General features: G+C 70.2%; 21 protein-coding genes. 12 read left to right on the top strand and 9 right to left on the bottom strand.

The features are described 5' to 3' along the window. Positions 1–21 precede the first annotated feature (21 nt). Entirely contained in the window at positions 22–870 is an 849-nt protein-coding gene (locus FV233_RS05720) for a hypothetical protein (RefSeq protein WP_147896888.1), read from the top strand. A 146-nt stretch (positions 871–1,016) separates the two neighbouring features. Here FV233_RS05720 and FV233_RS05715 read toward each other — a convergent pair whose 3' ends face one another. Then, positions 1,017–2,801, bottom strand: coding sequence for a DEAD/DEAH box helicase (locus FV233_RS05715; RefSeq protein WP_147896887.1), 1,785 nt, complete (start codon positions 2,799–2,801; stop codon positions 1,017–1,019). 299 nt (positions 2,802–3,100) lie between these two features. Between FV233_RS05715 and FV233_RS05710 the strand changes: the two genes are divergently transcribed. Next, positions 3,101–4,192: a calcium:proton antiporter gene (locus FV233_RS05710; protein ID WP_147896886.1), complete on the top strand. Its 1,092-nt coding sequence runs from the start codon at positions 3,101–3,103 to the stop codon at positions 4,190–4,192. Here FV233_RS05710 and FV233_RS05705 read toward each other — a convergent pair whose 3' ends face one another. Together FV233_RS05705 and FV233_RS05700 are read right to left on the bottom strand one after the other, a co-directional pair. Continuing rightward, positions 4,193–4,930: an FAD-binding oxidoreductase gene (locus FV233_RS05705; protein ID WP_246689915.1), complete on the bottom strand. Its 738-nt coding sequence runs from the start codon at positions 4,928–4,930 to the stop codon at positions 4,193–4,195. After that, positions 4,905–5,510 (bottom strand): sulfite oxidase-like oxidoreductase, encoded by a 606-nt coding sequence (locus FV233_RS05700; protein WP_147896885.1) that lies wholly within the window; start codon positions 5,508–5,510, stop codon positions 4,905–4,907. The genes FV233_RS05705 and FV233_RS05700 overlap by 26 nt, the downstream gene beginning before the upstream one ends. A 163-nt stretch (positions 5,511–5,673) precedes the next feature. Here FV233_RS05700 and FV233_RS05695 point away from each other — a divergent pair, with 163 nt between their 5' ends. Continuing rightward, a complete protein-coding gene (locus FV233_RS05695) occupies positions 5,674–5,979 on the top strand; it encodes a hypothetical protein (RefSeq protein WP_147896884.1) in 306 nt (101 codons plus the stop codon). On the opposite strand, the gene FV233_RS05690 is transcribed toward FV233_RS05695, so the two are convergent. From FV233_RS05690 to FV233_RS05680, 3 genes are all read right to left on the bottom strand, one after another. Continuing rightward, on the bottom strand, positions 5,949–6,914 hold the full coding sequence (locus tag FV233_RS05690) for a DMT family transporter (protein ID WP_147896883.1): 966 nt from the start codon (positions 6,912–6,914) through the stop codon (positions 5,949–5,951). The two genes, FV233_RS05695 and FV233_RS05690, sit on opposite strands and share 31 nt — an antisense overlap. Next, the gene (gene infA / locus FV233_RS05685; protein WP_007561169.1) at positions 6,914–7,189 is read right to left on the bottom strand and encodes a translation initiation factor IF-1; all 276 of its coding nucleotides are present in this window, start codon (positions 7,187–7,189) and stop codon (positions 6,914–6,916) included. Before infA ends, FV233_RS05690 begins: the two co-directional genes overlap by 1 nt. Positions 7,190–7,501: 312 nt before the next feature. After that, positions 7,502–8,644 (bottom strand): branched-chain amino acid ABC transporter substrate-binding protein, encoded by a 1,143-nt coding sequence (locus FV233_RS05680; RefSeq protein ID WP_147896882.1) that lies wholly within the window; start codon positions 8,642–8,644, stop codon positions 7,502–7,504. A gap of 259 nt (positions 8,645–8,903) precedes the next feature. Between FV233_RS05680 and FV233_RS05675 the strand changes: the two genes are divergently transcribed. The 3 genes from FV233_RS05675 to FV233_RS05665 all read left to right on the top strand — a co-directional run bounded on the left by FV233_RS05675 (position 8,904) and on the right by FV233_RS05665 (position 13,550). Further along, a complete protein-coding gene (locus tag FV233_RS05675; RefSeq protein WP_147896881.1) occupies positions 8,904–10,109 on the top strand; it encodes an amino acid aminotransferase in 1,206 nt (401 codons plus the stop codon). A 4-nt stretch (positions 10,110–10,113) separates the two neighbouring features. Beyond that, the gene (locus FV233_RS05670; RefSeq protein WP_147896880.1) at positions 10,114–11,151 is read left to right on the top strand and encodes a hydroxyacid dehydrogenase; all 1,038 of its coding nucleotides are present in this window, start codon (positions 10,114–10,116) and stop codon (positions 11,149–11,151) included. A 317-nt stretch (positions 11,152–11,468) separates the two neighbouring features. Further along, positions 11,469–13,550: a TonB-dependent receptor gene (locus FV233_RS05665; protein WP_246689914.1), complete on the top strand. Its 2,082-nt coding sequence runs from the start codon at positions 11,469–11,471 to the stop codon at positions 13,548–13,550. 12 nt (positions 13,551–13,562) lie between these two features. Here FV233_RS05665 and FV233_RS05660 read toward each other — a convergent pair whose 3' ends face one another. The 3 genes from FV233_RS05660 to FV233_RS05650 form a co-directional block, all read right to left on the bottom strand. Next, a complete protein-coding gene (locus FV233_RS05660) occupies positions 13,563–14,360 on the bottom strand; it encodes a TIM barrel protein (protein WP_147896879.1) in 798 nt (265 codons plus the stop codon). A gap of 3 nt (positions 14,361–14,363) precedes the next feature. Next, positions 14,364–15,035: an aspartate/glutamate racemase family protein gene (locus FV233_RS05655; RefSeq protein WP_147896878.1), complete on the bottom strand. Its 672-nt coding sequence runs from the start codon at positions 15,033–15,035 to the stop codon at positions 14,364–14,366. Between the two features lie 106 nt (positions 15,036–15,141). Further along, the gene (locus tag FV233_RS05650; protein WP_147853748.1) at positions 15,142–16,182 is read right to left on the bottom strand and encodes a LacI family DNA-binding transcriptional regulator; all 1,041 of its coding nucleotides are present in this window, start codon (positions 16,180–16,182) and stop codon (positions 15,142–15,144) included. A 150-nt stretch (positions 16,183–16,332) separates the two neighbouring features. On the opposite strand from FV233_RS05650, the gene FV233_RS05645 reads away from it, so the two are divergent. From FV233_RS05645 to FV233_RS05620, 6 genes are all read left to right on the top strand, one after another. Then, on the top strand, positions 16,333–17,640 hold the full coding sequence (locus FV233_RS05645) for an alpha-hydroxy acid oxidase (protein ID WP_147896877.1): 1,308 nt from the start codon (positions 16,333–16,335) through the stop codon (positions 17,638–17,640). A 13-nt stretch (positions 17,641–17,653) separates the two neighbouring features. Next, positions 17,654–18,715 carry a lactonase family protein gene (locus FV233_RS05640; RefSeq protein ID WP_147896876.1) on the top strand — a complete coding sequence of 354 codons (1,062 nt, stop codon included), beginning with the start codon at positions 17,654–17,656 and terminating at the stop codon, positions 18,713–18,715. Positions 18,716–18,755: 40 nt separating this feature from the next. After that, the gene (locus FV233_RS05635) at positions 18,756–20,051 is read left to right on the top strand and encodes an MFS transporter (protein ID WP_147853751.1); all 1,296 of its coding nucleotides are present in this window, start codon (positions 18,756–18,758) and stop codon (positions 20,049–20,051) included. A 15-nt stretch (positions 20,052–20,066) separates the two neighbouring features. Then, positions 20,067–20,906 carry an NAD(P)-dependent oxidoreductase gene (locus FV233_RS05630; RefSeq protein ID WP_147896875.1) on the top strand — a complete coding sequence of 280 codons (840 nt, stop codon included), beginning with the start codon at positions 20,067–20,069 and terminating at the stop codon, positions 20,904–20,906. A 29-nt stretch (positions 20,907–20,935) separates the two neighbouring features. After that, positions 20,936–21,637, top strand: a complete 702-nt coding sequence (locus FV233_RS05625) for a substrate-binding domain-containing protein (protein ID WP_147896874.1) — start codon at positions 20,936–20,938, stop codon at positions 21,635–21,637. Positions 21,638–21,786: 149 nt separating this feature from the next. After that, a complete protein-coding gene (locus FV233_RS05620) occupies positions 21,787–23,112 on the top strand; it encodes an MFS transporter (RefSeq protein ID WP_147853754.1) in 1,326 nt (441 codons plus the stop codon). The last annotated feature ends 11 nt before the right edge of the window (positions 23,113–23,123 follow it).

Raw genomic sequence — 23,123 nt, 5'->3', positions numbered from 1 at the left:
CCGTGTCAGAGACCCCGGACCATGATGGACCTCGCCCTGGACCCGTCCGACACCCGGCCGCATCGGTCGCCGGATCTCCGTCCCGGACGCAAGCCCAGCCTGCGACTGGTCCTGGCCGGGCTGGTCGGTGTCAGCGCGCTCGCGGGCTTCGGCGTCGCCGCCTCGACCCTGATGGCAGGGCTCGCAGCCCCGACACCCGTCAAGCTGGGACCGTCGAGCCGGGCCGCGGACTGGCCCGAATTGAAGGACGGTCTTCCAGCCGTCGCCGGAATCGCTCCGGCCGTTCCCGTCACGCCGAAGCCGGCTGAGCCTGAGAAGCCGGCCCTGCGCATGGCCGTCCTGCCGGAGGCCTTGGCGCCAGCGCCGGCCGTCGCGAGCCCGCCCATGTCCGCGCCGGCCAGAAGCGTACCGAGCGCCCCACCGCCCGCGAAAAGCGTCGCCGTGCCCGAGGCGCCGACCAAGCGGATCCCGACGCCGACCCCGGTCGCGCCGATCGCCGCCGCCCGGCAGGTCGTGCCCCTCCCGCCTACCCGCACCGCCGTGCTGCAGCAGCCGCGGGCCTCCGAGATCGTCCGGGCGCGGGACGCAGTCGTGCCCGCCGCCGCGCCCGCGCCAAAGCCGGTCGCGGCGACACCGATTCCGGCCTCACCCGAGAAGCCAGCCCGCAAGGTGATGGCCGTCAGCAAGCCGCCGGTTGCGAAGAAGGCCGCCGATGCGGCCAAGCCCGGCGCCGCGACCGTGGCTCAGGCCGAGCCGGCCGACGAGGAGACCGAGGTGCTCGGTATTAAGCTCCCGTCCCTGGCGCCAGCCGGCCGGAAGCTGAAGGAGAGCGTCGACGCACTGGGCGATGCGATGAAAAAGGTGTTCTAGCACCTCCCGCCGGACGCCGGAGCGGTTCGATACGCATGCTCCGCTCTCCGCAACGTCCCTACCGATAAGCGGGCGGCTGCCGTTCTGGACGCCGCTTACGGGCTGCCCGGGGGCGCAGCAGCGCCCCCGTTCAGGATTCAGCCGGCTCAGCTGCGGCCTGTGTTCCGGCCGGGCTTGTGATCGGGCCGGGGACCGGACCGCTCGGCCTGGCGCTGATGCTTGCCGGCGCGCGGGCTCGCGAACCCCTTCGGGCCGCTCGGGGCACTCTTGCGCTCGGCCGGACCGGCATCCCCGGCCAAGGCCTCGACCTGGATCTCCGGCGAGCCGTTGCGGGCGAAGGCCTCGGCGAAGCGCGCGGCGGCGTTGCCGCGGATCTCGAACTTGGTCTCCCGGTCGAAGATCCGGATCGCGCCGATCTCCTGGCGGCCGATGCCGCCGCGGCGGGTCAGCATCGGCAGCAGACGGCGCGGGTCGGCGTTGTCGCGCCGGCCGAGATTGAGCCGGAACCACACCGCCGGACCCAGGGCGGCGATCTGCTCCGGGTTCATCGGGTCGTAGGGCGGGCGCTCGCTGACGCCGCGCGGCGCACGGCCCTCGCCGGGATCGCTGACCTCTTCGGGCGCCGGCAGGCGGGTGCGGTAGACCCGGGCCAGGAGGGCGGCGAGTTCTTCCGGCGTCTTGCCGGCGAGCAGGGCGCCGGCGAGCGCGACATCCTCCTCGGCCGGCGGCTCGGAGAAGAGCGGGTCGGAGAGCATGCGCTCGCCGTCGAGCTTGCGGATGTCGTCGGCCGAGGGCGGCCCCGACCATTCCGGGCTGACCTTGGCCATGGCGAACATCTGCTCGGCGCGGCGGCGCCGGGAGTTCGGGATCAGCAGCACCGAGGTGCCCTTGCGCCCGGCCCGACCGGTACGCCCGCTGCGGTGCTGAAGCACTTCGGCGTCGTGCGGCAGGTCGGCGTGGATCACGAGGCTCAGCGACGGCAGGTCGATGCCGCGCGCCGCCACGTCGGTGGCGACGCAGACCCGGGCACGCCCGTCGCGCAGGGCCTGGAGGGCGGCGTTGCGCTCGCCCTGGCCGAGCTCGCCCGAGAGCGCGACCACCGAGAAGCCGCGCTCGGTGAGGCTCGCCTGGAGATGGCGCACCGCGTTGCGGGTGTTGCAGAACACGATCGCGGTCGGGGCGTCCGCCTCGCGCAGGAGGTTGAGCACAACGTGCTCGGTCTCCCGCGGCATGATCCGCACCGCCCGGTAGGCGATGTCAGCGTGGCCCTTGCTCTCGCCCTTGATCGCCAGCCGCAGGGCGTTGCGCTGGTAGCGCTCGGCCAGGGCCTCGATCGCCTTCGGCAGGGTCGCGGAGAACAGGTAGGTCGCCCGCTCCGGCGGGGTGGACGAAAGGATGAACTCGATATCCTCGCGGAAACCGAGGTCGAGCATCTCGTCGGCCTCGTCGAGCACGACGGCGCGCAGGTTGGTCGGGTCGAGGTTGCGGCGCTCGAGGTGGTCGCGCAGGCGGCCCGGGGTGCCGACCACGATATGGGTGCCGTCGGCCATCATCCGGGCCTCGCGGCGGGGATCCATGCCGCCGACGCAGGCGGTGACGCGCCCGCCGGCCGGGGCGTAGAGCCACAGCAGCTCGCGCTGGACCTGGAGGGCCAGTTCGCGGGTCGGGGCGATCACCAGGGCGAGCGGCGCGCCGGCGGGCGGCAGCATCTCGGCCGCATCGGCCTCCTCACCCGCCTCGCGGCCGAAGAGCATGTCGGCCATGGCGAGCCCGTAGGCCACGGTCTTGCCGGAGCCGGTCTGGGCGGAGACGAGGAGGTCGCGGGCGCCGGCCGCCGCCTCCAGCACCGCGGCCTGGACCGGGGTGGGATCGGCATAGCCGCGCTCGGACAGGGCCCGCGCGAGGGGGGCGGGCAGGGTCGGGAAGGGCAAGTTTCGGAAACTCTCAACGGCCGCGCCGCGCCCGGCAGCGCGCCATCGCGCGGCGGAGGAATCAGGCACCGGACTTTATTCGGGTCCTGACAAGGTAGCGCCTACGGGGCCCGATGACCACTCCCGCCACGGCATGGGCCGGTTGCGCGCGCTCAGAGGGGCGCGGCGAGGCTGGTCCGCCCGCACTGACGCCACCGTAGGACGCGGGCTGACCCGGTCCAGGCCGGGCATGGACTCTCATTGGGTCCGACAGTACGCACGGCCGCGTCACACGACCGCGCACGGAGACGACCAAGACCATGACGGGAGTCCTGCGGCTGGCGGTGGCGTGGGCGACGGTTCTCGCCTTCGCGTGGTTCGGGAAGTCCTGGCTCGGGGACCTGTCGCAGCCCTGGTTCGCGGGCGGCCTGTTCGCCTGGCTGCTCGCGGTCATCGTCTGGGCGGCCTTCGGGGTCGTGCACGAGGCCGAGGATCTCGCGCATCGGCTCGGCGAGCCGCTCGGCACCCTGGTGCTGACCCTGTCGATCGTGATCATCGAGGTGGCGCTGATCTCCGCCGTGATGCTCTCGGCCAAGGACGCGCCGACGCTCGGCCGCGACACGATGTTCGCCGTGCTGATGATCGTGCTGAACGGCGTGGTCGGCCTCGGGCTGCTGATGGGCGGCCTGCGCCACCACCAGCAGAGCTACAACCTGCAGGGAGCCTCGGCCTTCCTGTCGGTGATCATCCCGCTGACCACCGTCGCGCTGATCATCCCGAACTTCACCAGCTCCACCGCCGACGGCACCCTGACCACCCTGCAGGCGGTGACCTTCTCGGTATTCACCCTGGCGCTCTACGGGGTGTTCCTGCTGATCCAGACCAGCCGGCACAGCGACTTTTTCCAGGAGTCGGAAGAGGAGGCGGACAGCGAGTCCGGCTCGGGTTCGACCTCGCGCGGCGCGATCGCGAAGCACGTCGTGCTGCTGCTCGCCAACGTCGTGCCGATCGTGCTGCTGGCCAAGAGCCTCGCGGTGATCCTCGACCACGGCATCGCGGCGCTCGGGGCGCCCTCCGCGCTGGGCGGCGTGCTGATCGCCGCCATCGTGTTCACCCCGGAGGCGATCTCGGCGCTGAAGGCCATCGCCCGCAACGAGCTGCAGCGGGCGATCAACCTGTGCCTGGGCGCGGCGACCTCGACGGTCGGCCTCACGGTGCCGGCGATCCTCACGATCGGCCTGCTCACCGGCCAGACCGTGGTGCTCGGACTCAAGCCCACCGAGATGACGCTGCTGGCGGTGACGCTGATCCTGAGCACGCAGACCTTCTCGGGCCTCCGCACGACGGTTCTGGAGGGCGCCGTTCACCTCGTGGTGTTCTTCGTCTACCTCGTGCTGATCTTCAGCCCCTGATCAGCTGCCGAACCGCTCGGTCCGGATCACGCCCGCCGGGACGCCCGCCGCCAGGATCAGGTCGGAGGCCGCGCCGACGAATCGGTTCGACCCGCAGAGGAAGACCTTTTCAGGTCGTCCGAGCCGCGCCAGGGCGCCGGCCACGAGGGCGGCGTCGATGCGCCGGCCGCCGGCATCCCGGGTGGTGGTGAGGTGCAGGGAGAAGCCGGTTCCGTCGGCGGCGAGGCGCTCCAGTTCGGGCAACGCGATCGCGTCCGCGCGCGTCCGGGCGGAGTAGATCAGGGCCGCCGGAATCTCCGGAGCGACCAGCGCGCGCCGGCGCAGCATCGCCAGCAGCGGCACCACGCCGGAGCCGCCGGCCCCCAGCAGCAGCGGGCCCCCGTCCGGGCCGTCCCAGGAGAACGAGCCGCCGATCGGCCCGCGCAGCTCGACCCGGTCGCCGACCTCGGCGGCCTCCGAGAACCAGCCCGAGACCTCGCCGTCGGGCAGCGCCTCGACCATCAGCTCGAGGGTGCCGCTGCCGTCGGGCGCCGAGGCGATCGAGTAGCTGCGCTGGGCCTGGTAGCCGTCCTCGGCGGTCAGGCGGACATCGACGTGCTGGCCGGCCCGGTAAGCCTGAGCGATGTCACAGCGTAGCCGAAAGCTCTTCACCTGCGAGGTGACGGGCGCGATTGCGGTGATCTCGGCCTGGTGCCAGCGGAAGACGATCGGCTCAGTCACCGGTGTAGCGCTGCTCACGCCAGGGATCCCCGTACATGTGATACCCACGCAACTCCCAGAAGCCGGCGGTATCGGTCTGAGTGAAGCGAAGGCCCTTCACCCATTTGGCGCTCTTCCAGAAATAGAGGTGCGGCACGAGCAGCCGCGCCGGGCCGCCGTGATCCGGGTGGATCGGCTGGCCGGCATAGCGCGTCGCCACCATGGCTTGGCCGTTCACGAGGTCGGCAACCGGCACGTTGGTGGTGTAGTCGTCGTAGGATTCCGCCAGGAGATACCCGGTCGGCGCCGCGATGCCGGCATCGGCCAGCAGGTCGTCGAAGCTCACGCCCTTCCAGGCGGTGTCGAACTTCGACCACTTGGTGACGCAGTGGATGTCCCCCTGCCAGGTGGTGCGGGGCAGAGCCTCGAATTCTTCCCAGCTCCACGTCTTGATCGGCCGAGAGCCCTCACGCAGCGTGAACCGCCAGGTGGCCGGATCCACGGTCGGGTTGGGGCCGATCTGCAGGATCGGGAAATCCTCGGTGAGATATTGGCCGGGCGGGATGCGCGCGCCCGTCTCGGGCGGCTGCCTGCGCCCGACGAAGCCCCGTGTCACCATGCCGGCCTCCGCTCGCGGTTGTTGTTTTGATGCGTCCGATCCGGGTTTGGTGCGTCGGAACACCCCACGTCAAGTCGCGATGTGCGGCCGAACAAACGCCCCAAAGCTGAGGTGTGGTAGTCAGCCTACGCCTGACCGAATCGCACCCATCAGGGGGAATGTCATGAAGTACCTTCTCGCGACGAGCCTCATCGTCGGGAGCCTCGCCACCCTCTCTCCGGCCGCCCAGGCCCGTGACGGGATCGGCGCCGGCGGCGCCGCGGCCCTCGGCGTGCTCGGCGGCCTCGCGGTCGGCGGCGCCATCGCGTCGTCGGCCAACAATGGCTACTATCCGGGCCGGCCGGTCTACCGCGCCCCGCCGCCTGTCTACGTGGAAGAGGATTACGGTCCGGTCTGCCACTTCGAGCGCCGCCGCACGATCGACCCCTACGGCGACGTCTACATCCGGCGCGTCCGCGTCTGCGAATAGGCGGCTTCGGGGGTCGCCCCGGCGGCCGGCGCCGGCTTCAGGCGCTCGGCACAGGCGATCCCCCCGAGCACCAGGGCCAGGGCGACGGCTTGAGTCGCCCCGAACGGCTCGCCGACCAGCAGGACGGCGAGGCCCGCGCCGAAAATCGGCACGAGGTTGACGAACAGGCCGGCCCGGTTCGGGCCGATCAGTTCGACACCGCGCATGAAGAACAACTGCGCCAGCAGCGACGGCCCAAGGCCCACGAAGGCGACCATCGCCCAGCCCGCCAGCCCGGGCCAGACCGCATGCCCCGTGGCCCACTCGACGGCGAGGGGCGGCAGCGAGGTCACGAAGGCGGCGATCGCCATGGCGGCGAAGAACGCCAGCGCCGTCACCTTCGGGCGCGTCGGCAGGAAGATCGTGTAGCCCGCGTAGAGCAGGCAGGCGCCGAACACGAGGACGTCGCCACGGTTGAAATCGAGGCGCGTCAGGACCGACCAGTCGCCGTGCGTTGCGGCGATGCCGGCGCCGATCAGCGTCAGGACCACGCCAAGCATCTGGCCGAGGGTGACCGGCACCCGGTAGGCCACGCGGTTGAGCAGGATCACCAGGACCGGGATCGCTCCCTGGAACAGCGCCAGGTTGACCGCTCCGGTGTGGACGCCGGCGGCGTAGAACAGGCAGTTGAAAGCAGTGTAGCCGAGGCCGCCCATCAGCAGGATGCGCAGCCAGTGGGGGCGCAGGAGCGGCCATTCCGCCACGAGCCTGCGGGCCGCGAACGGCGCGAGCGCAGTGCAGGCCACAGCCCAGCGCAGCGTCGTGATCACCTGCGGCGAGACGTGCCCCGGAGCCCAGCGGCTGCTGACCGCGTTTCCGGCCCAGAGCAACGCCGTGAGCGTGAGGAGCAGATAGGCCGGCGCGACCGAGGAAACCCGGGTCGCGCGCTCAGCCATCAGCGGCGGCGGAACTGACCGCCCCGCACCTGCGGACGCGGACCCGCGGAGCGCTCGTCCTTGTGACGGAACACCAGGCGGCCCTTCTCGAGGTCGTAGGGCGACATCTCGACCGTAACCCGATCACCCGCCAGCGTCTTGATGCGGTTCTTCTTCATCTTGCCGGCCGTGTAGGCGACGATCTCGTGACCCTGGTCGAGCTGCACGCGGTAGCGCGCGTCCGGCAAGATCTCGATCACGAGACCGTCGAACTGCATCAATTCTTCTTTCGCCATGCACCTTCTCCAGTCGGACCGTCCGGCAGCAGGCGTTCCGGCAAAACTTCAACGGCTGTCATCAAGCTCGGGAAACGCCGCAGGGCGCGGATCCGATCCGACGGACGGTCCGCGCCTGCTCAGCGACGCTGCCCGCATTTAGTCGTCGCACGATCCCGCGGCAAGTCACGCCGTGCCGATCGGACTGGATATCGAGCCCCGGATGATGCGCGCAACCGCTGATTTGGCATCATCTTTTCCAAAAAACTGGCGGCCATCTCAGGAATGCCGCGTCCGGACCGCCCTCGGATCGCGGTCCCGGGCGGCCCGCGCTCACGGACCGGAGACGTCGTTGCCGGCGTAGTCTAGGCGCCCGTCCGGCGTCCGCCGCCAGACCCGCAGGGTGACCGGACCGGTGATCCGGTCGCCACGTTCGTCGAAGCCGACCGGACCGAGGATCGTGCGCGCAGGCTGGGTGCCGTGCAGCGCCTCGGCGACTTTGCGGCCGTCCGGAACGCGCACGGCTTTCGGGTCCGCCGCGCGGGCGCGCTCCAAGCCTTGAGCCAGCACTTCCACCGCCGCGTAGCCCGAAGCCGCGACGCTCTCGGCCTCTGGGCTGCGCGCCGTCGCCTTGCCGCCCTTCGGCTCGGGCAGGCGCGGCGGATCGGGGGGCAGGGTCATCACGGTCCCCTCCCCGGCCGGGCCGGCGACGGCCGCAAAGGCGGGATCGAGGATGCCGTCGCCCGCCACCAGCGTTGCGCCGATGGACGCCTCGCGCAGGGCGCGAACCAGGGTGGCGGCCTCCGGCGCCAGCCCCCCGAAATACACGGCCTCGACCCGGGCCGCCTTCACCCGCCCAATGAGATCGGAGAGGTCGCGTGTGCCGCGGGGAAAGCCGTCGAACAGCACCTCCGGGGTGCCGGCCTCCTTCAGGCGCGCCGCCACCGCCTCGGCGAGGCCGCGCCCGTAGGTCGAGCGATCGTTGACGATGGCGACGCGCCGGCCGGCGAACGCCTTGGCGAGATAGCTCCCCGCCGCCCGGCCCTGCTGCGCGTCGCTCGGGCCCAGCCGGAACAGGTTCCACAACCCGCGGCCGGTCAGAGGCGTATAGGCGGCGCCGGGCGCGACCATCACGGCGCCGGCCTCCTCGTAGACCGGAGCCGCCGCCGCGACCGCCCCGGACTCGAACGGCCCGACCACGAAGCGCACGCCTTCACCGGCGAATTTCTTCGCGGCGGCGAGGGCTTGCCTGGGATCGCCGGCATCGTCGGCCGGCACCAGGGCGAATTTCGGACGGCTGCCGCCGGCGCGGTTCAGGTCGGCGACAGCCTGCTCGGCGCCCTGCCGGAGCCCCTGGCCCAAGGCGGCATCCGGCCCGGTGAGCGGCGCCGACAGGCCGATCCGCACAGGGGCCTGCGCGGCGGCCGGTGCCGCGCCCAGGAGGCCGGCGACGATCGGGGCGAGGATCTGCTTCATCGCCACACGTTATGGTCAGTCTCGCCGCACGGGAAGCGTGCAGCGCCGGGCCCGCGCATCGGCCCGAAAGGTGGCCGCCGGCTTTCGGATAAAGCGGTTTCAAAATCCGTTCATCCTTGAGTGGATCGGGATGCAGCTGCGCGCGGAAGCGCTGGCGGGCGGGCGCGATGTGGGAAATAAGGGCGTCGGCCAGCCCGCGACTTCGGACAGACCCGCCCGCGCGCGCCGCATCGAAGCCCCTCTGGGACGATTGACGATCATGACCTCGCTGTTCGCCGGCATCCAGGACGCGCCGCTCGACCCGATCATGCGCCTGTTCGAGGCCTTCAACGCCGACACGAGCACGAAAAAGCTCAACCTCGTGGTCGGGGTCTACACGGATGCCGAGGGCAAGGTGCCGCGCCTGCGCGCCGTGCAGACCGCCGAGAAGCGCTGGATCGAGAAGGGTCTGCCGAAGACCTACCGGCCGATCGAGGGGACCAAGCCGTTCCGCGACGCGGTCCAGGCCCTGCTGTTCGGTGCGGGCGCCCCGATCCTGACGCAGAACCGCACCGCGACGCTCCAGAGCATCGGCGGCACCGGCGCCCTCAAGACCGGCGCCGACGTGCTCGCGCTGCTCAATCCCGGCGCCACCGTGGCGGTGAGCAACCCGAGCTGGGAGAACCATAAAGCGCTGTTCACGCAGGCCGGCTTCTCCGTCGTCGACTACCCGTATTTCTCGGCCGAGACCGGCGGCGTCGACTACCCGGCGATGCGCGCCTACCTCGAGACGCTGCCGAAGGGCTCGATCGTGGTGCTGCACGCCTGCTGCCACAACCCGACCGGCGCCGACCTGACGCCCGATGAATGGCGCGACCTCGCCCCCCTGCTCGCGGAGCGCGGCCTGATCCCGTTCCTCGACATCGCCTACCAGGGCTTCGGCGACGGCCTCGATGCGGACGCCGCGCCGGTGCGCCTCTTCGCCGAGTCGGGTCAGGAGTTCTTCGTCGCCTCGTCGTTCTCGAAGTCGTTCTCGCTCTACGGCGAGCGCGTCGGCGCGCTGACGATCGTCGCCGAGACCCCGGCCCTGAAGACCAAGGTCGAGTCTTTGGCCAAGCGTCTGGTTCGGGCGAGCTACTCGAACCCGGTGACCCACGGCGCGGCCATCGTCGAGATGGTGCTGACCGATCCGGAGCTGCGCGCCGACTGGGAGCGGGAGCTGGCCGAGATGCGCGAGCGGATCCGCTCCATGCGGGTGCGCATGGCGGACAGCCTGCAGCAGCGCCACCCCGAGCGCGGCTTCGACGCGATCAAGGCGCAGAAGGGCATGTTCTCCTACACCGGCCTGAGCCCGGAGGAGGCGACCCGCCTGCGCACCGAGCACGAGGTCTACGCCCTGGAGACGGGCCGGATCTGCGTGGCGGCGGTCAACACCCACAACATCGACCACGTGGTCGATGCGATCGACGCCGTCGTGAAGGGCTGACCCGGTGGCGGCCCTCAAGCGCGTCTGCCGGTTCAATCTCTGGATCAACCCGGTCTTCGACGCGCGGCTGAGGGCTGAGCCCGACATCGACCTGCAGGTCGGCGACCTGCAGGGCCCGCCGGAAACGCTCGAGGCCCTGCTGGCACAGGCGCACGTCTTCCACGTCTCCCCGGCCCGGGACGAGTTGCCCCGCCGCTGGCACGTCACCGACGCGCTTCTCGCCGGCTGCCCGAACCTGCTGGCGGTGTCGTCCGGCGGGGCGGGCTTCGACACGGTGGACGCGGCCGCCTGCACCCGGGCCGGAATCGCAGTGGTCAACCAGGTCGGCGGTAATGCCCGCTCGGTGGCGGAACTCGCCATCGGCCTGATGCTCGCCGTCTCCCGCAAGATCTGCGTCTCGGACCGCCTGCTGCGGACGGAGCGCGGCTTCTCCCGGGAATCGCTGATGGGCCACGAGATCGGCGGCGCGACGCTCGGGCTCGTCGGCATCGGCCATACCGGCCGGGAGGTCGCCAAGCTCGCCCGCGGCTTCGACATGCGGGTCCTGGCCTACGACCCGCTGCTCTCGGCCGAAGAAATCCGGGCGCGCGGCGCCGAGCCGGTGGACCGGGCGCGGCTGCTCGCCGAGTCCGACATCGTGTCCCTGCACTGCCCGCTCGACGATACGACCCGGGGCAATTTCGACGGCACGACCTTCGCGGCCATGAAGCCCGGGGCGCTGTTCATCACCACGGCCCGGGGCGGCGTTCACGACGAGGCGGCGTTGGCCGACGCCCTCACCGCCGGACACCTCGCGGGGGCCGGCCTCGACGTCTGGGCGCCGGAACCCCCGCCCCGTGATTCGGCCCTGCTGCAGCTCGACACGGTGGTGGCGACCTACCACACCGCCGGCGTCACCCATGAGGCGCGCCGGAACGTGGCCGCATGGGGCGCCGAGCAGATCATCGGCCTCCTGCGCGGCGAGACCCCGCCGCGTCTGGTGAATCCGGAGGTCTGGCCGGCCGTGCTGGAGCGCCGGGCGCGGTTGTTCGGCGCTGCGTAGCGAGACCACGACGTCGGATCTACGAGCGAACCGCCCGTCCCAGATGTTGCGCGACGGCAACGCTCCGGCCTCGTTCGGGGCTAGTTTTGAGCGTTCGTAAGATATTCCACGACCCGTTCAAAGTCATTCTAAGTTTAGCACCCGCCATCCGCCGGCGATCAAGCTTGACCGCGTCGGCGCGACTCGACCATCTCGGCGGCCTGGACGCAGCTTGGCTAGAGAACGTGGCGAAAAAAATTAAACAATCTGGATTGATTACTCCCCATTTGGGAGCAAAGATCGCTGCGTCGGCCCTCATCATCGTAAGTTCTGCTGTCTTGACCCTGGATTGGGCCAGGGCGGAACCTGCATTCGAGGCGAATCACGAGGTCCAGCTCGAAGAACTCTCGGTCACCGGTCAGGGCGGCGGCGCCCGGACCCCGGAGGGCTACGCTCCCGCGACCACGATCAGCGCCACCCGCACCGACACGCCCCTGCGCGACGTCCCGCAGACGGTCGTGCCGGTGACCCGGCAGGTGCTGGAGGACGCCGCCGCCACGCGGATCGACACCGCCCTCGACCTGGCCGGCGTCGGCCGCTCCAACAATTTTGGCGGCCTCGGCCTGACCGAAGTCACGATCCGCGGCTTCTCCGTGTTCGACTACTATCGCAACGGATTCCCGATCAGTCGCGGATACCCGAACGCGCCGGACGTCGTCGTGATCGAGCGGATCGAGGTGCTCAAGGGGCCTTCGGCCTTCCTGTACGGCCGCGGCGATCCCGGCGGCACCTTCAACATCGTGACCAAGCAGCCCCTGGCCGAGCGGTCGCTGGCGATCGGCACGCAGTACGGCAGCTACGGCGCCAAGCGCAGCACCTTCGACGCCACCGGGGCGCTCGACGAGAGCGGCCAGGTCCTCGCCCGCATCACCGGCGCGGTGGAGGACAACGGCAGTTTTCGCGATTTCGTGAGCGGCGATCGCTACCACGTCGCCCCCGTCATCGCCTGGAAGCCCAGCGCGGACACGACCATCACCCTGGAGGGCGCCTTCGTCAGCACCGGCACGACCTTCGATCGCGGCATCGTCCCCCTCCAGGGCCGTCTGCGTAACGTGCCGCGCTCCCGCTTCCTCAGCGAGCCCGGCCTGCCGCAGAGCGTGGTCCAGGACGCCCTCGGCCAGTTGCGGATCGAGCACCGGTTCGACCAGGACTGGGTGCTCACGGCCGGCGCTCAGGTGCTCGGCGGATCTCTGAAGAGCTGGGGCGTCGGCGCAGCTGCCAACGGCTTCCTGCCGGACGGCCGCACCCTGCGCCGGAATCTGGAATGGCGTGACCTGACCTGGTCCGACACCGATGTGCAGGTCAACCTGGCCGGCAAGTTCGACACCGGCTTCCTGCACCACACGCTGCTACTCGGCCTCGAATACGACCGGTACCGCTACCGGGAGGTCTTCGACCGCTCGAACGCCGCGCCCTTCCCGTTCCTGCTCGACCTGCTGGCGCCGCGCTACGGCCAGGCGCTGCCGCGCAGCCTGCCCACCATCACCAACTTCCTGCAGCACACGGAGAGCTACGCGGGCTACGTCCAGGACCAGATCGACATCACCCCACAGCTGCACGCCCTGGTGGGGGTCCGGGTCGAGGATGTCGGACAGGACTCCACATCATACATCACCAATCGCACCACGATTCTGCGCGGCACGGAGGCGCTGCCGCGCTTCGGCCTGGTCTACGACGTGTCCGACGCAGTCTCGGTCTACGGAAACTACGCGCGCTCGTTCAAGCCCAGCACCGCCTTGGACCGGCGCGGCCAACCCCTCGCCTTCGAGGGCGGCGAGGGCTACGAGGCCGGCGTAAAGGTCGGCCTGCTCGACGGGCGGCTCAACGCCACCGCGGCCGTGTTCGACATCCGCCGCACCAACGTCCCGACCACGGACCCGGTCGATTCCGCCTTCAGCGTCGCCGCCGGCGTGGTGCAGAGCCGCGGCTTCGACCTCACCCTGGCAGGCGAGTTGGCGCCGGGGCTACGCGTGATCGGCACCTACACCTATGTCGATGCGGCGGTGACGCGGGACAACACGATCCCGGTCGGGACCCGACTGGCCAACATTCCTGCCAACAGCTTTGCTATGCAGGCGGTCTACGAGGTCCAGGGCGGCGCGCTGAAGGGGCTCGGCTTCGGGGGCGGGCTCAACGTCGTCGGCCAGCGCGTCGCCGGCACGGCCCTGTCGACCTTCACGATGCCCGCCTACACGGTGGTGAACTTGATCTCGTACTATCAGATCACGCCGGATGTCCGGATCTACCTCAACGTCGATAACCTGCTTGACGAGATCTATTACGACCGCGCCTTCCAGAACCACTACGCCACCCCGGGCCAGCCGCGCACCATCATGGGCGGCGTCGCGGCACGGTTCTGAGGGCCGCCGACCCTACACCGAAGCCGCCCGCATCCAGCCGAGGCCGGCCTCGGTGCCGGCGGCCGGGTGGTATTCGCAGCCGATGAAGCCGGCATAGCCCACCGCCTCCAGGGCGTCGAAGATCGGGTCGAACGCGATGGTGCCGGTCCCGGGCTCGTGCCGGCCGGGATCGTCGGCGATCTGGACATGGGCGATCAGCGGCGCGTGTGCCCGGATCAGTGCCGCCGGGTCATGGCCGAGGCAGACGCAGTGATAGGCGTCGAAAAGCAGCTTGACGTTGTCCCGGCCCACGGCACGGATCGCCTCCACGGCCTTGAGCGGGTCGTCGATCACGTAATCCGCGATGGAGCCCGGGCCGATCGGCTCGACGATCACGGTCATGTCGCGGGCCTTGGCCGCGTCGGCCGCGAAGGCCAAGTTGTCGAGATAGGTTTCCCACAGCCGCGCGGGCTCGGCTCCGGCCGGCCGGACGCCCGCCATCGGGTGGACCATCCGGCAGCCGAGTTGCGCGACATAGTCCAGGGTCGGCTCGATGGTGGAGCGGAAATACGCGACCTTGTCCGGCAGTGCCGCGAAGCCCTTCTCTCCCTTGGAGGCGTCGCCCGCCGGAAAACCGGTCTGGACCAGGGACACGCCGGCCCGCTCGAGCCAGCCCGCGACCTCTGCCGCCGGCGTCGCGAACAGGTTCGGATGCTCCACGGCCCGGAACCCGGCCTTGGCCGCGGCGGCGAACCGCTCGGGCAGGGGCAGCTCCGTAAACAGGAAGCCGCAATGGCCGCTCAGGCGGTCGGAGAAGGCACCGAGCTTCATGGATCAGGCCCTCTCAGCCGTCTCGATCATGGCGCGCATCCGGTCCACCGCCGCATGGGGCGCGGTCAGGACCGGTATAGCGACGGCGGCGCGCACCGCCTCGGCCGCCCGGGAAGTCGAGAAATGCGCCAGCATGATCGCGTCGCAATCGGCCAGTTCCGGCGCCCGCTCGACGATGAGCCGGTTGTGGGTCTCGGCGTCGCCGGCGCGCAGGCGCGCCATGGCGTCGTCCACCAGGATTGTGCGCAGGGTCGCGAGCCGGCCAGACTGGCCGACGAACTCCTCGAACTCGTCGGTCATGGTGCCGATCGAAGGGCCGAAGGTCGCCAGCATGCCGATGCGCTGCCCTTGCGCGATGGCGGCGCGGAACATCGCCTCGTTCGGCTTGAGCACCGGCACCGGCACGGTCTCGATCAGCCGGTCGATGGCCGGCCCGAAGGCCGAGCAGGTGATCAGGATGCCGTCGGCGCCCATGTCGTGGCCGTAGCGCCCGAACCGGACGAACCGGTCGATCATGCCCTCGGAGATCTCGCCGGGTTCCTTGGCCCGGTCGAGGGACAGGCCGTCATCCAGCAGATTGACCGTCTCGGCCTCGGGCCAGCGCTCGGCGAAGGCCGCCTGGATCGGAGCCATCGCGACCGGCGTCGCGTGCAGGAGGACTATGCGGGGGGCCATGCTGTCTCCCGGGATGTGACGCGGTCGGGCATCCGTTCGCTGTTCAGCGTCTTGTAAGCGATTTCAAAGCGGTGGCAAGATATCGCCTATACGCTCGGTCACGGGCCTATCTTCGCGGCGGCGCCGTGCTGGCGCGTAGGATCAGCTCGGCGTCGATTTCGGTGAGCCGCACCACCGGCCGACCCTGCATCCGGGCGATGAGATGGTCGCCGGCGGCGTGGCCGATCTCGGCGGAATGGATCCGGATCGTGGTCAGCGCCGGATCGAGGAAGGGTGCGAAGTCGGAATCGTTGTGGCCGATCACCGAGAGGTCGCCGGGCACGTCGAGCCCCCGGGCGCGGGCCTCGATCATGGCGCCGAAGGCGATCTGGTCGGTGCCGCAGATGATCGCGGTGGGCGGCGGGCCCCCGGCCAGCATCTGGCGGAAGCCATCGCGGCCGCCTCCGATGCCGTAGGAGATCTCGATGTCGTGCTCGGGGGCGAGCGTCAGGCCGCGCGCCGCCAGCGCCTGGGCGATGCCTGTGACGCGGGCGCCCCCGCGGTCGTTGTCCTTGCGCAGGCCGGAGATCACCCCGATCCGGCGATGGCCCAGATCGATCAGGTAGTTCGCCGCCCGGGCCGCGGAGGCGGCGTTGTCGAAGCCGACGCAGGGGCGCTCCCGTGACAGGCTGAAGGTCTGCACCATCGGAATGCCGTGCCGGGCGATGCGGGCGTGAAGATCCGGGTGGTGGATGTCGCCGACCAGCATCAGCCCGTCGACGCCACGTTCCAGCAGGAAGGTCGCCTCGCGCAGCTCGTCCTCGAGGTCGTATCCGGCATTGGTGGCGACCAGGGTGTAGTCGGCCTGCCGCAGCCGCTCCTGGAAGCTCGAGAGGACGCGTACGAACGCCTCGTTCTCGATGTTGGGGACCACGGCGCCGACGGCCATGAACCGGCGGGTCGAGAGCGCCCGGGCCGCACCGTTGGCGACGAAACCGAGATCCTGCGCGGCGCGCATCACGGCGTCCCGCTTGTCGGCCCGGACCCCGGCGGAGCCGTTGAGCACCCGGGAGACCGTCGCGGTCGAGACCCCGGCGCGATGCGCCACGTCCCGCGCCACCGGGCTGCGCGACGGCGGTTCCAGGATCTCATCCGGCCCATCCAACACGGAAATTCGACTCTCCCCCGTACACGCCCGAACCATGCCCTAACCGGCAGTATATTGACACTCTCGGATGACCATGGCTATCTGAAAGCGCTTTCAAAAATGCTGTCGGCCCGCTGGCATCCGGGTCCGGCGGAAAACAGGGAGGAGCGGATGGCGACGTTCGACCAGCCCACTTCGGGTCTGGGGGCTCCCGAGCGCGAGGCCCCCACGGTGGGGCAGGCCGATACCGCGGCCCCCGGCATCGCCGGACCTCAGGCCCTCGTCACCAGCCTCAAGCGCAGCGACGCGGTCACGCCGTACCGGTTCCGCGACCTGCTAGCGCTCGACGATTTCGAGCGCCACGCCCGGCGGCTCCTGCCGCACATGATCTTTCAATACGTGGCCGGCGGGGCCGAAACCGGGGCGGCGCTCGCTCACAGCCGCGGCGCCTACGCCGATTACGCGCTGGTGCCGCGGCTGATGCGCGACACATCCGGACGCGACACCGCCACCGAACTGTTCGGCCACACCTACGCGGCGCCCTTCGGGGTCGGGCCGCTGGGCGGAGCCGCGTTCATCGCCTATCGGGGCGACATCGTGCTCGCCGAGGCGGCCCGGCGGATGAACCTGCCGATGATCCTCAGCGCCTCCTCGCTGATCAAGCTGGAGGACGTCTACGCCCAGAACCCGCAGGCCTGGTTCCAGGGCTACCTGCCCGGCGATCAGACCCGGATCGACCGCCTGCTCGACCGGGTGGCGGGCACCGGCTACCGCACCTTCGTGGTGACCGCCGACACCCCGACTTTGGGCAACCGCGAGCACAACACCCGCAGCGGCTTCTCGATGCCGATCAAGGTCACGCCCAAGGTCGCGTGGCAGAGCGCGACCCACCCGCGCTGGCTGCTTGGCACCGTGGCCCGGACCTTCCTGAAGCACGGCGCCCCGCATTTCGAGAACACCGAGGCGACCCGCGGGCCGCCGATGATGTCCCAGGGCGCGGTGCGCAACACCATCGCCCGGGACCAGCTCTCCTGGAAGAACCTGGAGGCGATCCGCAAGCGCTGGTCCGGCAACCTCGTGGTGAAGGGGCTGCTGGCCCCGGAGGATGTCGAGATCGCGAAAGGCTGCGGCGCCGACGGCGTCATCCTGTCGACCCATGGCGGCCGCCAGCTCGACCATGCCATCGCGCCCCTCGACGTGCTGCCGGAGATCGCCGCCAGAAAAGGCAGCCTGAAGATCATCGTCGACAGTGGCATCCGCCGCGGCACCGACGTGATGAAGGCGCTGGCGCTCGGCGCCGACTTCGTCCTGCTCGGCCGGCCGTTCATGTTCGGCGCCGCGCTCGGTGGGGCTGCCGGCGTCGAGCACGCCATGCGGATCCTCAAGGAGGAGCTCAACCGTGACATGGCGCTGATCGGGGTGAACCGCCTGTCCGAGCTGAACCCGGACTTCCTGCGCCGCGTCCCGCGGCGGAGCTGACCCGGAGACCGGCATGACCGACGACGCGCCCCGTCCGCCCCTCGGCCTCGCCTTCGTCGGCTGCTTCACCACCGCGCGCCGCCGGGCCCGGGGCCAGGGCATCGACATCTACCGGGTCGGGGCCGGGCTCGACGACTGGACCCATCTCGGCCGGGTCGATGGCCTGGAGAACCCGTCCTTCCTGGTCACCGATCCCGCCCGCGCGGTGCTCTACACCGTCCGGGGCGACGGCACGTCGGCCACCGCCTTCGCGGTCACGCCGGACGGCACCCTGCGGAGCCTCGGCAGCGCGGAGACCGGCGGCACCAACAGCGTCCACCAGGCGCTCGACCCGAGCGGGCGGTTCCTGATCGTCGCCAACTACGCCAGCGGCTCGGTCGCACTGATGCCGCTCCGACCCGATGGCGGGCTGGAGCCGGCCGCGCAGGTCCTGCCGATGCCGGGCGAGCCCGGCCCGCACCGGACCGAGCAGGCCGGCGCCCACCCGCACCACGTCGTCCTGTCGCCGGACGGTCGCCACGTGCTGGTGCCCGACAAGGGCCTCGACCGGGTCTTCGTCCTCCGCCTCGACGGCGACCAATTGGAAATCGTCACCGAAGCCGTGCTGCGCCCGGGCGCCGGCCCACGCCACATCGCGTTCCACCCCGGCGGTGCGCTCGCCTTCCTGGTCAACGAGCTGGAGTCCACCGTCGCGACCTGCCGGTGGGATGCGGGAACTGAGACGCTCACGCCCCGCCACCTCGTTCCGACGCTGCCCCCCGACTTCTTCGGCGCCAGCACGGCGGCGGCGATCGTGGTCACCCCATGCGGGCGCTTCGTCTACGCCTCGAACCGCGGCCAGGATGGGATCGCGCGCTTCCGGGTAGACGGCGCCCGCCTCGAACCGGCCGGCTGGACGCCATCCGGCGGCCGGGACCCGCGCTTCATGACCCTGGCGCCGGACAGTGGCCGCCTGCTGGTGGCAAACGAGCAGGGCGACAGCCTGACCGAATTCGCCATCGACCCAGGCAGTGGCGACCTCACCCAAACGGGTTCACGCCAGAGCCCGAGCCCATGCACGATCGCGTTCCTATAAAAATACACAACAAAAACATGATGCCTCCAGAGGAATCCCGATGTTCGCCAAACGATACAGGTTCCTGATCGCGGCTCTGCTGTTTATCGCCGGGATCATCAACTACATGGACCGCGCGGCGCTCGGCGTGGCCGCGCCCTTCGTCAAGCAGGACCTCAACCTGTCGCCTTCCGAGCTTGGGGTGATCTTCAGCACCTTCTTCTTCGGCTACGCCCTGTTCGCCTTCGTGGGCGGACAGCTGGCCGACCGCTACGGCCCGCGCAGCGTCTACACCTGGGCGGCGACCTCCTGGTCGGTCCTGTGCATGCTCACCGGCGCGGTGACCGGCTTCGCGCAGATGTTCGTGGTCCGCGCCCTGTTCGGCTTCGCCGAGGGGCCGATGAACTCGACCACGAACCGGACCATCACCACGTGGTTTCCCCGCGAGGAGACGGCGCGCACCATCGGCTTCACCTTCTCCGGGCAGACCGTGGGCAGCGCCATCGCGGCGCCCGTCGTCGGCCTGCTGGCGATCCAGTACGGCTGGCGGGTGGCCTTCGTCGCGATCGGCGCCGTGGGCCTCGTCTGGGTGGTGGCGTGGCGGATCCTGATGACCGACCGCCCCCGGGACAATCCCCGGGTCTCGGCGGAGGAGATCGAACTCGTCGAGCGCAGCCGGGCCGTGTCGCATCTCGCCGCCTCCGACCACGAGCGGTCCCTGCGCGGCTACCTGTTCCTGCCGAGCACGCTGTCGCTGGGTCTCGGCATGTTCGCGGTGAACTACACCCTCTACATCTTCCTCTCGTGGCTCCCGAGCTACCTCACCGACGCCCTGCACATGCCGGTGCAGCAGATGGCGTTCGTGGCCTCGATCCCCTGGGCCTGCGGGTTCGTGGGCTATGTCGGCGGCGGCATCGTCGCCGACCTGCTGTACAAGCGCATGGACGACAAGCTGGCGGCCCGGAAGATCACCACGATCGTGCCGCTCGCCATCGCGGGCGTCGCACTGATCACCGTCAACGCCGCACCGAACGCCGCGGCGGCGGTCGCGCTGATCGCGCTGGCGGTGCTGATGCTGACGAGCTCGGTTCAATCGTGCTGGGCGACGATCCACGAGCTGGTGCCGGAGGCGCGCGTCGGCGGCGTGAGCGGATTCATCCACCTTTTGAGCAACATCTCGGGCATCATCGGGCCGACCGCCACGGGATTCGCCGTTCAGTATCTCGGCGGCTACGCCAGCGCCTTCGTGATCGCCGCCCTGATCGCCGCGGCCGGCGTCGTCGCGATGGCGGTCTTCGTGAAGCGCCCGCACGACCCGCAGGCGGCCTCGCCACTCAAAGCGGTGAAAACCGCCTGATCCCGGAGCGAACCGATGAGCGCCCCCACCGACACGATCCCCGAAAAGCCCATCCTCCTCACCGGCGCCTCCGGTGCGCTTGGCCGGGTGCTGACGAAGGCGCTCGGCGCGCAGGGCTGGACGCTGCGCCTGACAGACCGGGTGCCGTTTCCCGATCCGCTGCCGGAGGGCGCGCGCTTCCAACTCGCCGACCTTGAGGACGGCCCGGCGATCCTGCGCCTGGCGGAGGGCTGCGGCACGATCCTGCATTTCGGCGGGATCTCGGTGGAGCACCCGTTCGAGACGGTGATCGGCCCGAACATCCGCGGGCTCTACCACGCGTACGAGGCGGCCCGGCGGGAGCGCGCCCGCATGGTGTTCGCCTCCTCCAACCACACGATCGGGTTCCACGAACGCAGCGAGGTCCTGGACGACGACTGCGCCCTCGCGCCCGACGGCTATTACGGCCTGTCCAAGGCCTATGGCGAGCTGATGGGCGGCCTGTACCGGGACAAGCACGGGGTCGAGAGCATCTTCCTACGCATCGGCTCCTGCTTCCCGGAGCCGACGGACGCGCGAATGCTGGCGACCTGGCTGTCCTATGCCGACCTGACCCGGCTGATCACCCGCGCCACCCTGGCTCCGAGCCTTGGGCCGAAGGGCTCGGTGGTGATCTGGGGTGCTTCGAACAACAGCCGCATGATCTGGTGGCGCCGGGACGGGCGCGACGCGATCGGCTGGGCGCCGCAGGACAGCGCCGATGCCTACGCTCCGGCCCTGGAGGGCAAGACCAGCGGCAACCCTGTGATCGAGCGCTACCAGGGCGGCGGCTTCACCGCCCTCGACTATACCCGCACCGCGCCGCCGGCCCGGTGATGACACACCCCGAGACGACCGGAGCCCGCATGGCGGACGACCAGAAAACGACGCGGCTGAAATGCGCCCTGGTGGTGCGGGGCGCCTTCGACGCCCATGTCGTCCCCGCCTTCGCGGCGGCGGGCGGCCGGGCGGCGATCGACTGGGCGCCAACCGCGGTGATCATGAAGGCGCTGCAGGGGGGCGAGACCGCCGACGCGGTGTTCGTGCTCTCCGACGCGATGGATCGGCTGATCGCCGCGGGGCAGGTCGAGCCCGACACCCGGGTCGATGTCGTGCGCTCCCGCTACGGCATCGCCGTGAAGGCCGGGGCGGCGCATCCCGAGATCGGCAGCGTCGAGGCGCTCAAGCGGACGCTCGTGGACGCGCGCTCAGTCGCCTATTCGCGCACCGGCGCCAGCGGCATCTACTTCGCCGGCCTCCTGCCGCGGCTCGGCCTCGCCGAGGCGGTCAACGCTCGGGCGACGATCATCTCGCAGGGTTTCACGGCGGAAAAGCTCGTCTCGGGCGAGGCCGACATTGCAGTCCAGCAGATCAGCGAGTTGATGGTCGTGCCAGGCATCGAGGTGGTCGGGCCATTCCCGGAGCCGGTGCAGGAGGTGACCACCTTCTCGGCCGCGATCCTGCGCGGCACCACCGACCGCGACGGCGCCCTGCGTTTCCTGGCCGGGTTGACCACGCCGGAGGCGGCCGCCGCCTACCGCGCCAGCGGTCTAGAGCCGGCTTTCTGAGACAGCTCGAGACACCTCCACCATCATTGCGAGCGCCGCGACGCAAACCAGGGACACGCATCGCTCGAAGATCGCGTCCTGCACCGGATCGCTCCGCTAGGCCCTCGATGACGGCGCAAAGATAAAACAACATAAAAAACGAGGAAATCATGGTCGCCAGCGAACAGGACCGGATCGTCCGGCAGGTGTTCTTCAGGCTGATGCCGCTGCTCTTCATCGGCTACGTCATGGCCTATATCGACCGGATCAACGTCGGCTTCGCGGCCCTGCGGATGAACGCCGATCTCGGTATCGGGCCGGCCGTGTTCGGGCTCGGCGCCGGGATCTTCTTCATCGGCTATTTCATCTTCGAGGTGCCGAGCAACCTGATCCTCGAGAAGGTCGGCGCCAGGCGCTGGATCGCCCGGATCATGATCACCTGGGGCCTGCTCTCGGCCGCGATGATGTTCGTGCAGGGCTCTACCAGCTTCCTGATCCTGCGTTTCCTGCTCGGCGCGGCCGAGGCCGGGTTCTACCCGGGGGTGATCCTCTACCTGACCTATTGGTTCCCCAAGGCGTATCGCGCCCGGATCTTCGGTGCCTTCGCAGTCGGCATCCCGGTTTCGCTGGCGATCGGCGCCCCGCTCTCGACCACGATCATGCAGCTCGACGGCACCCTGGGCCTCAAGGGCTGGCAGTGGCTGTTCCTGCTGGAGGGCATCCCGACTACCCTATTCGGCTTCGTGTTCCTGGCCCTGATCCCGGACCGGCCGAAGGACGCGCACTGGCTCGCGCCGGCCGACCGCACCGCCCTGCAGACCCTGATCGATTCCGAGCAGAGCAGCGTCGCCGGCACCCACGGGACCAGCCTGCGGACGGCCCTCTCGGATCCGCGGCTGATCGCGCTATCCTTCATCTACTTCGCCAACACCGGCGCCAATCTCGGACTGGCGTTCTTCCTGCCGCAGATCCTCAAGAGCACCGGCCTGTCCGACATGCAGACCGGCCTGATGACGGCAGTCCCGTACGTCTTCGGCGTGGTCGGCGGCCTCACGGTCGGCTGGATCTCGGACCGCTACGACGACCGCCGGATCACCTTGGCGACGGCGCTTGGCCTCACGGCGACCGGGCTTGCGCTCGCCGGCGTCGCCACCGGCTCGCTCTGGGCGGTGGCGTTCATGGCGCTCGCCGCCGCCGGGCTCTACGGGGCGAAGGCGCCGTTCTGGGCGCTCCCCTCCGTGTTCCTGAGCGGCAGCGCGGCGGCGGGCGGAATCGCGCTGATCAACTGCATCGGCAATCTCGGCGGCTTCGTCGCCCCCTCGATGGTCGGATGGATCCGCGAGACCACCGGAAGCTTCGAGGCCGGCCTGTACTTCCTGGCCGCGTTGGCACTCTCGGCCGTGGTGGTGACGCTTCTGGTGGTCAACGACCGCTTCGGCGACGCGCGCCGGTCGCCCGGTGTCGCAGCCATCCCGGTCGCGGCGCCCCGGACCTGACAGGGGGCGCC

Origin of the sequence: Methylobacterium sp. WL7, from assembly GCF_008040085.1 — a bacterium.
Lineage (GTDB): Bacteria > Pseudomonadota > Alphaproteobacteria > Rhizobiales > Beijerinckiaceae > Methylobacterium > Methylobacterium mesophilicum.
Note: the sequence above shows the minus strand (reverse complement) of the source record. Positions and strands in the feature narration are given on the sequence as shown.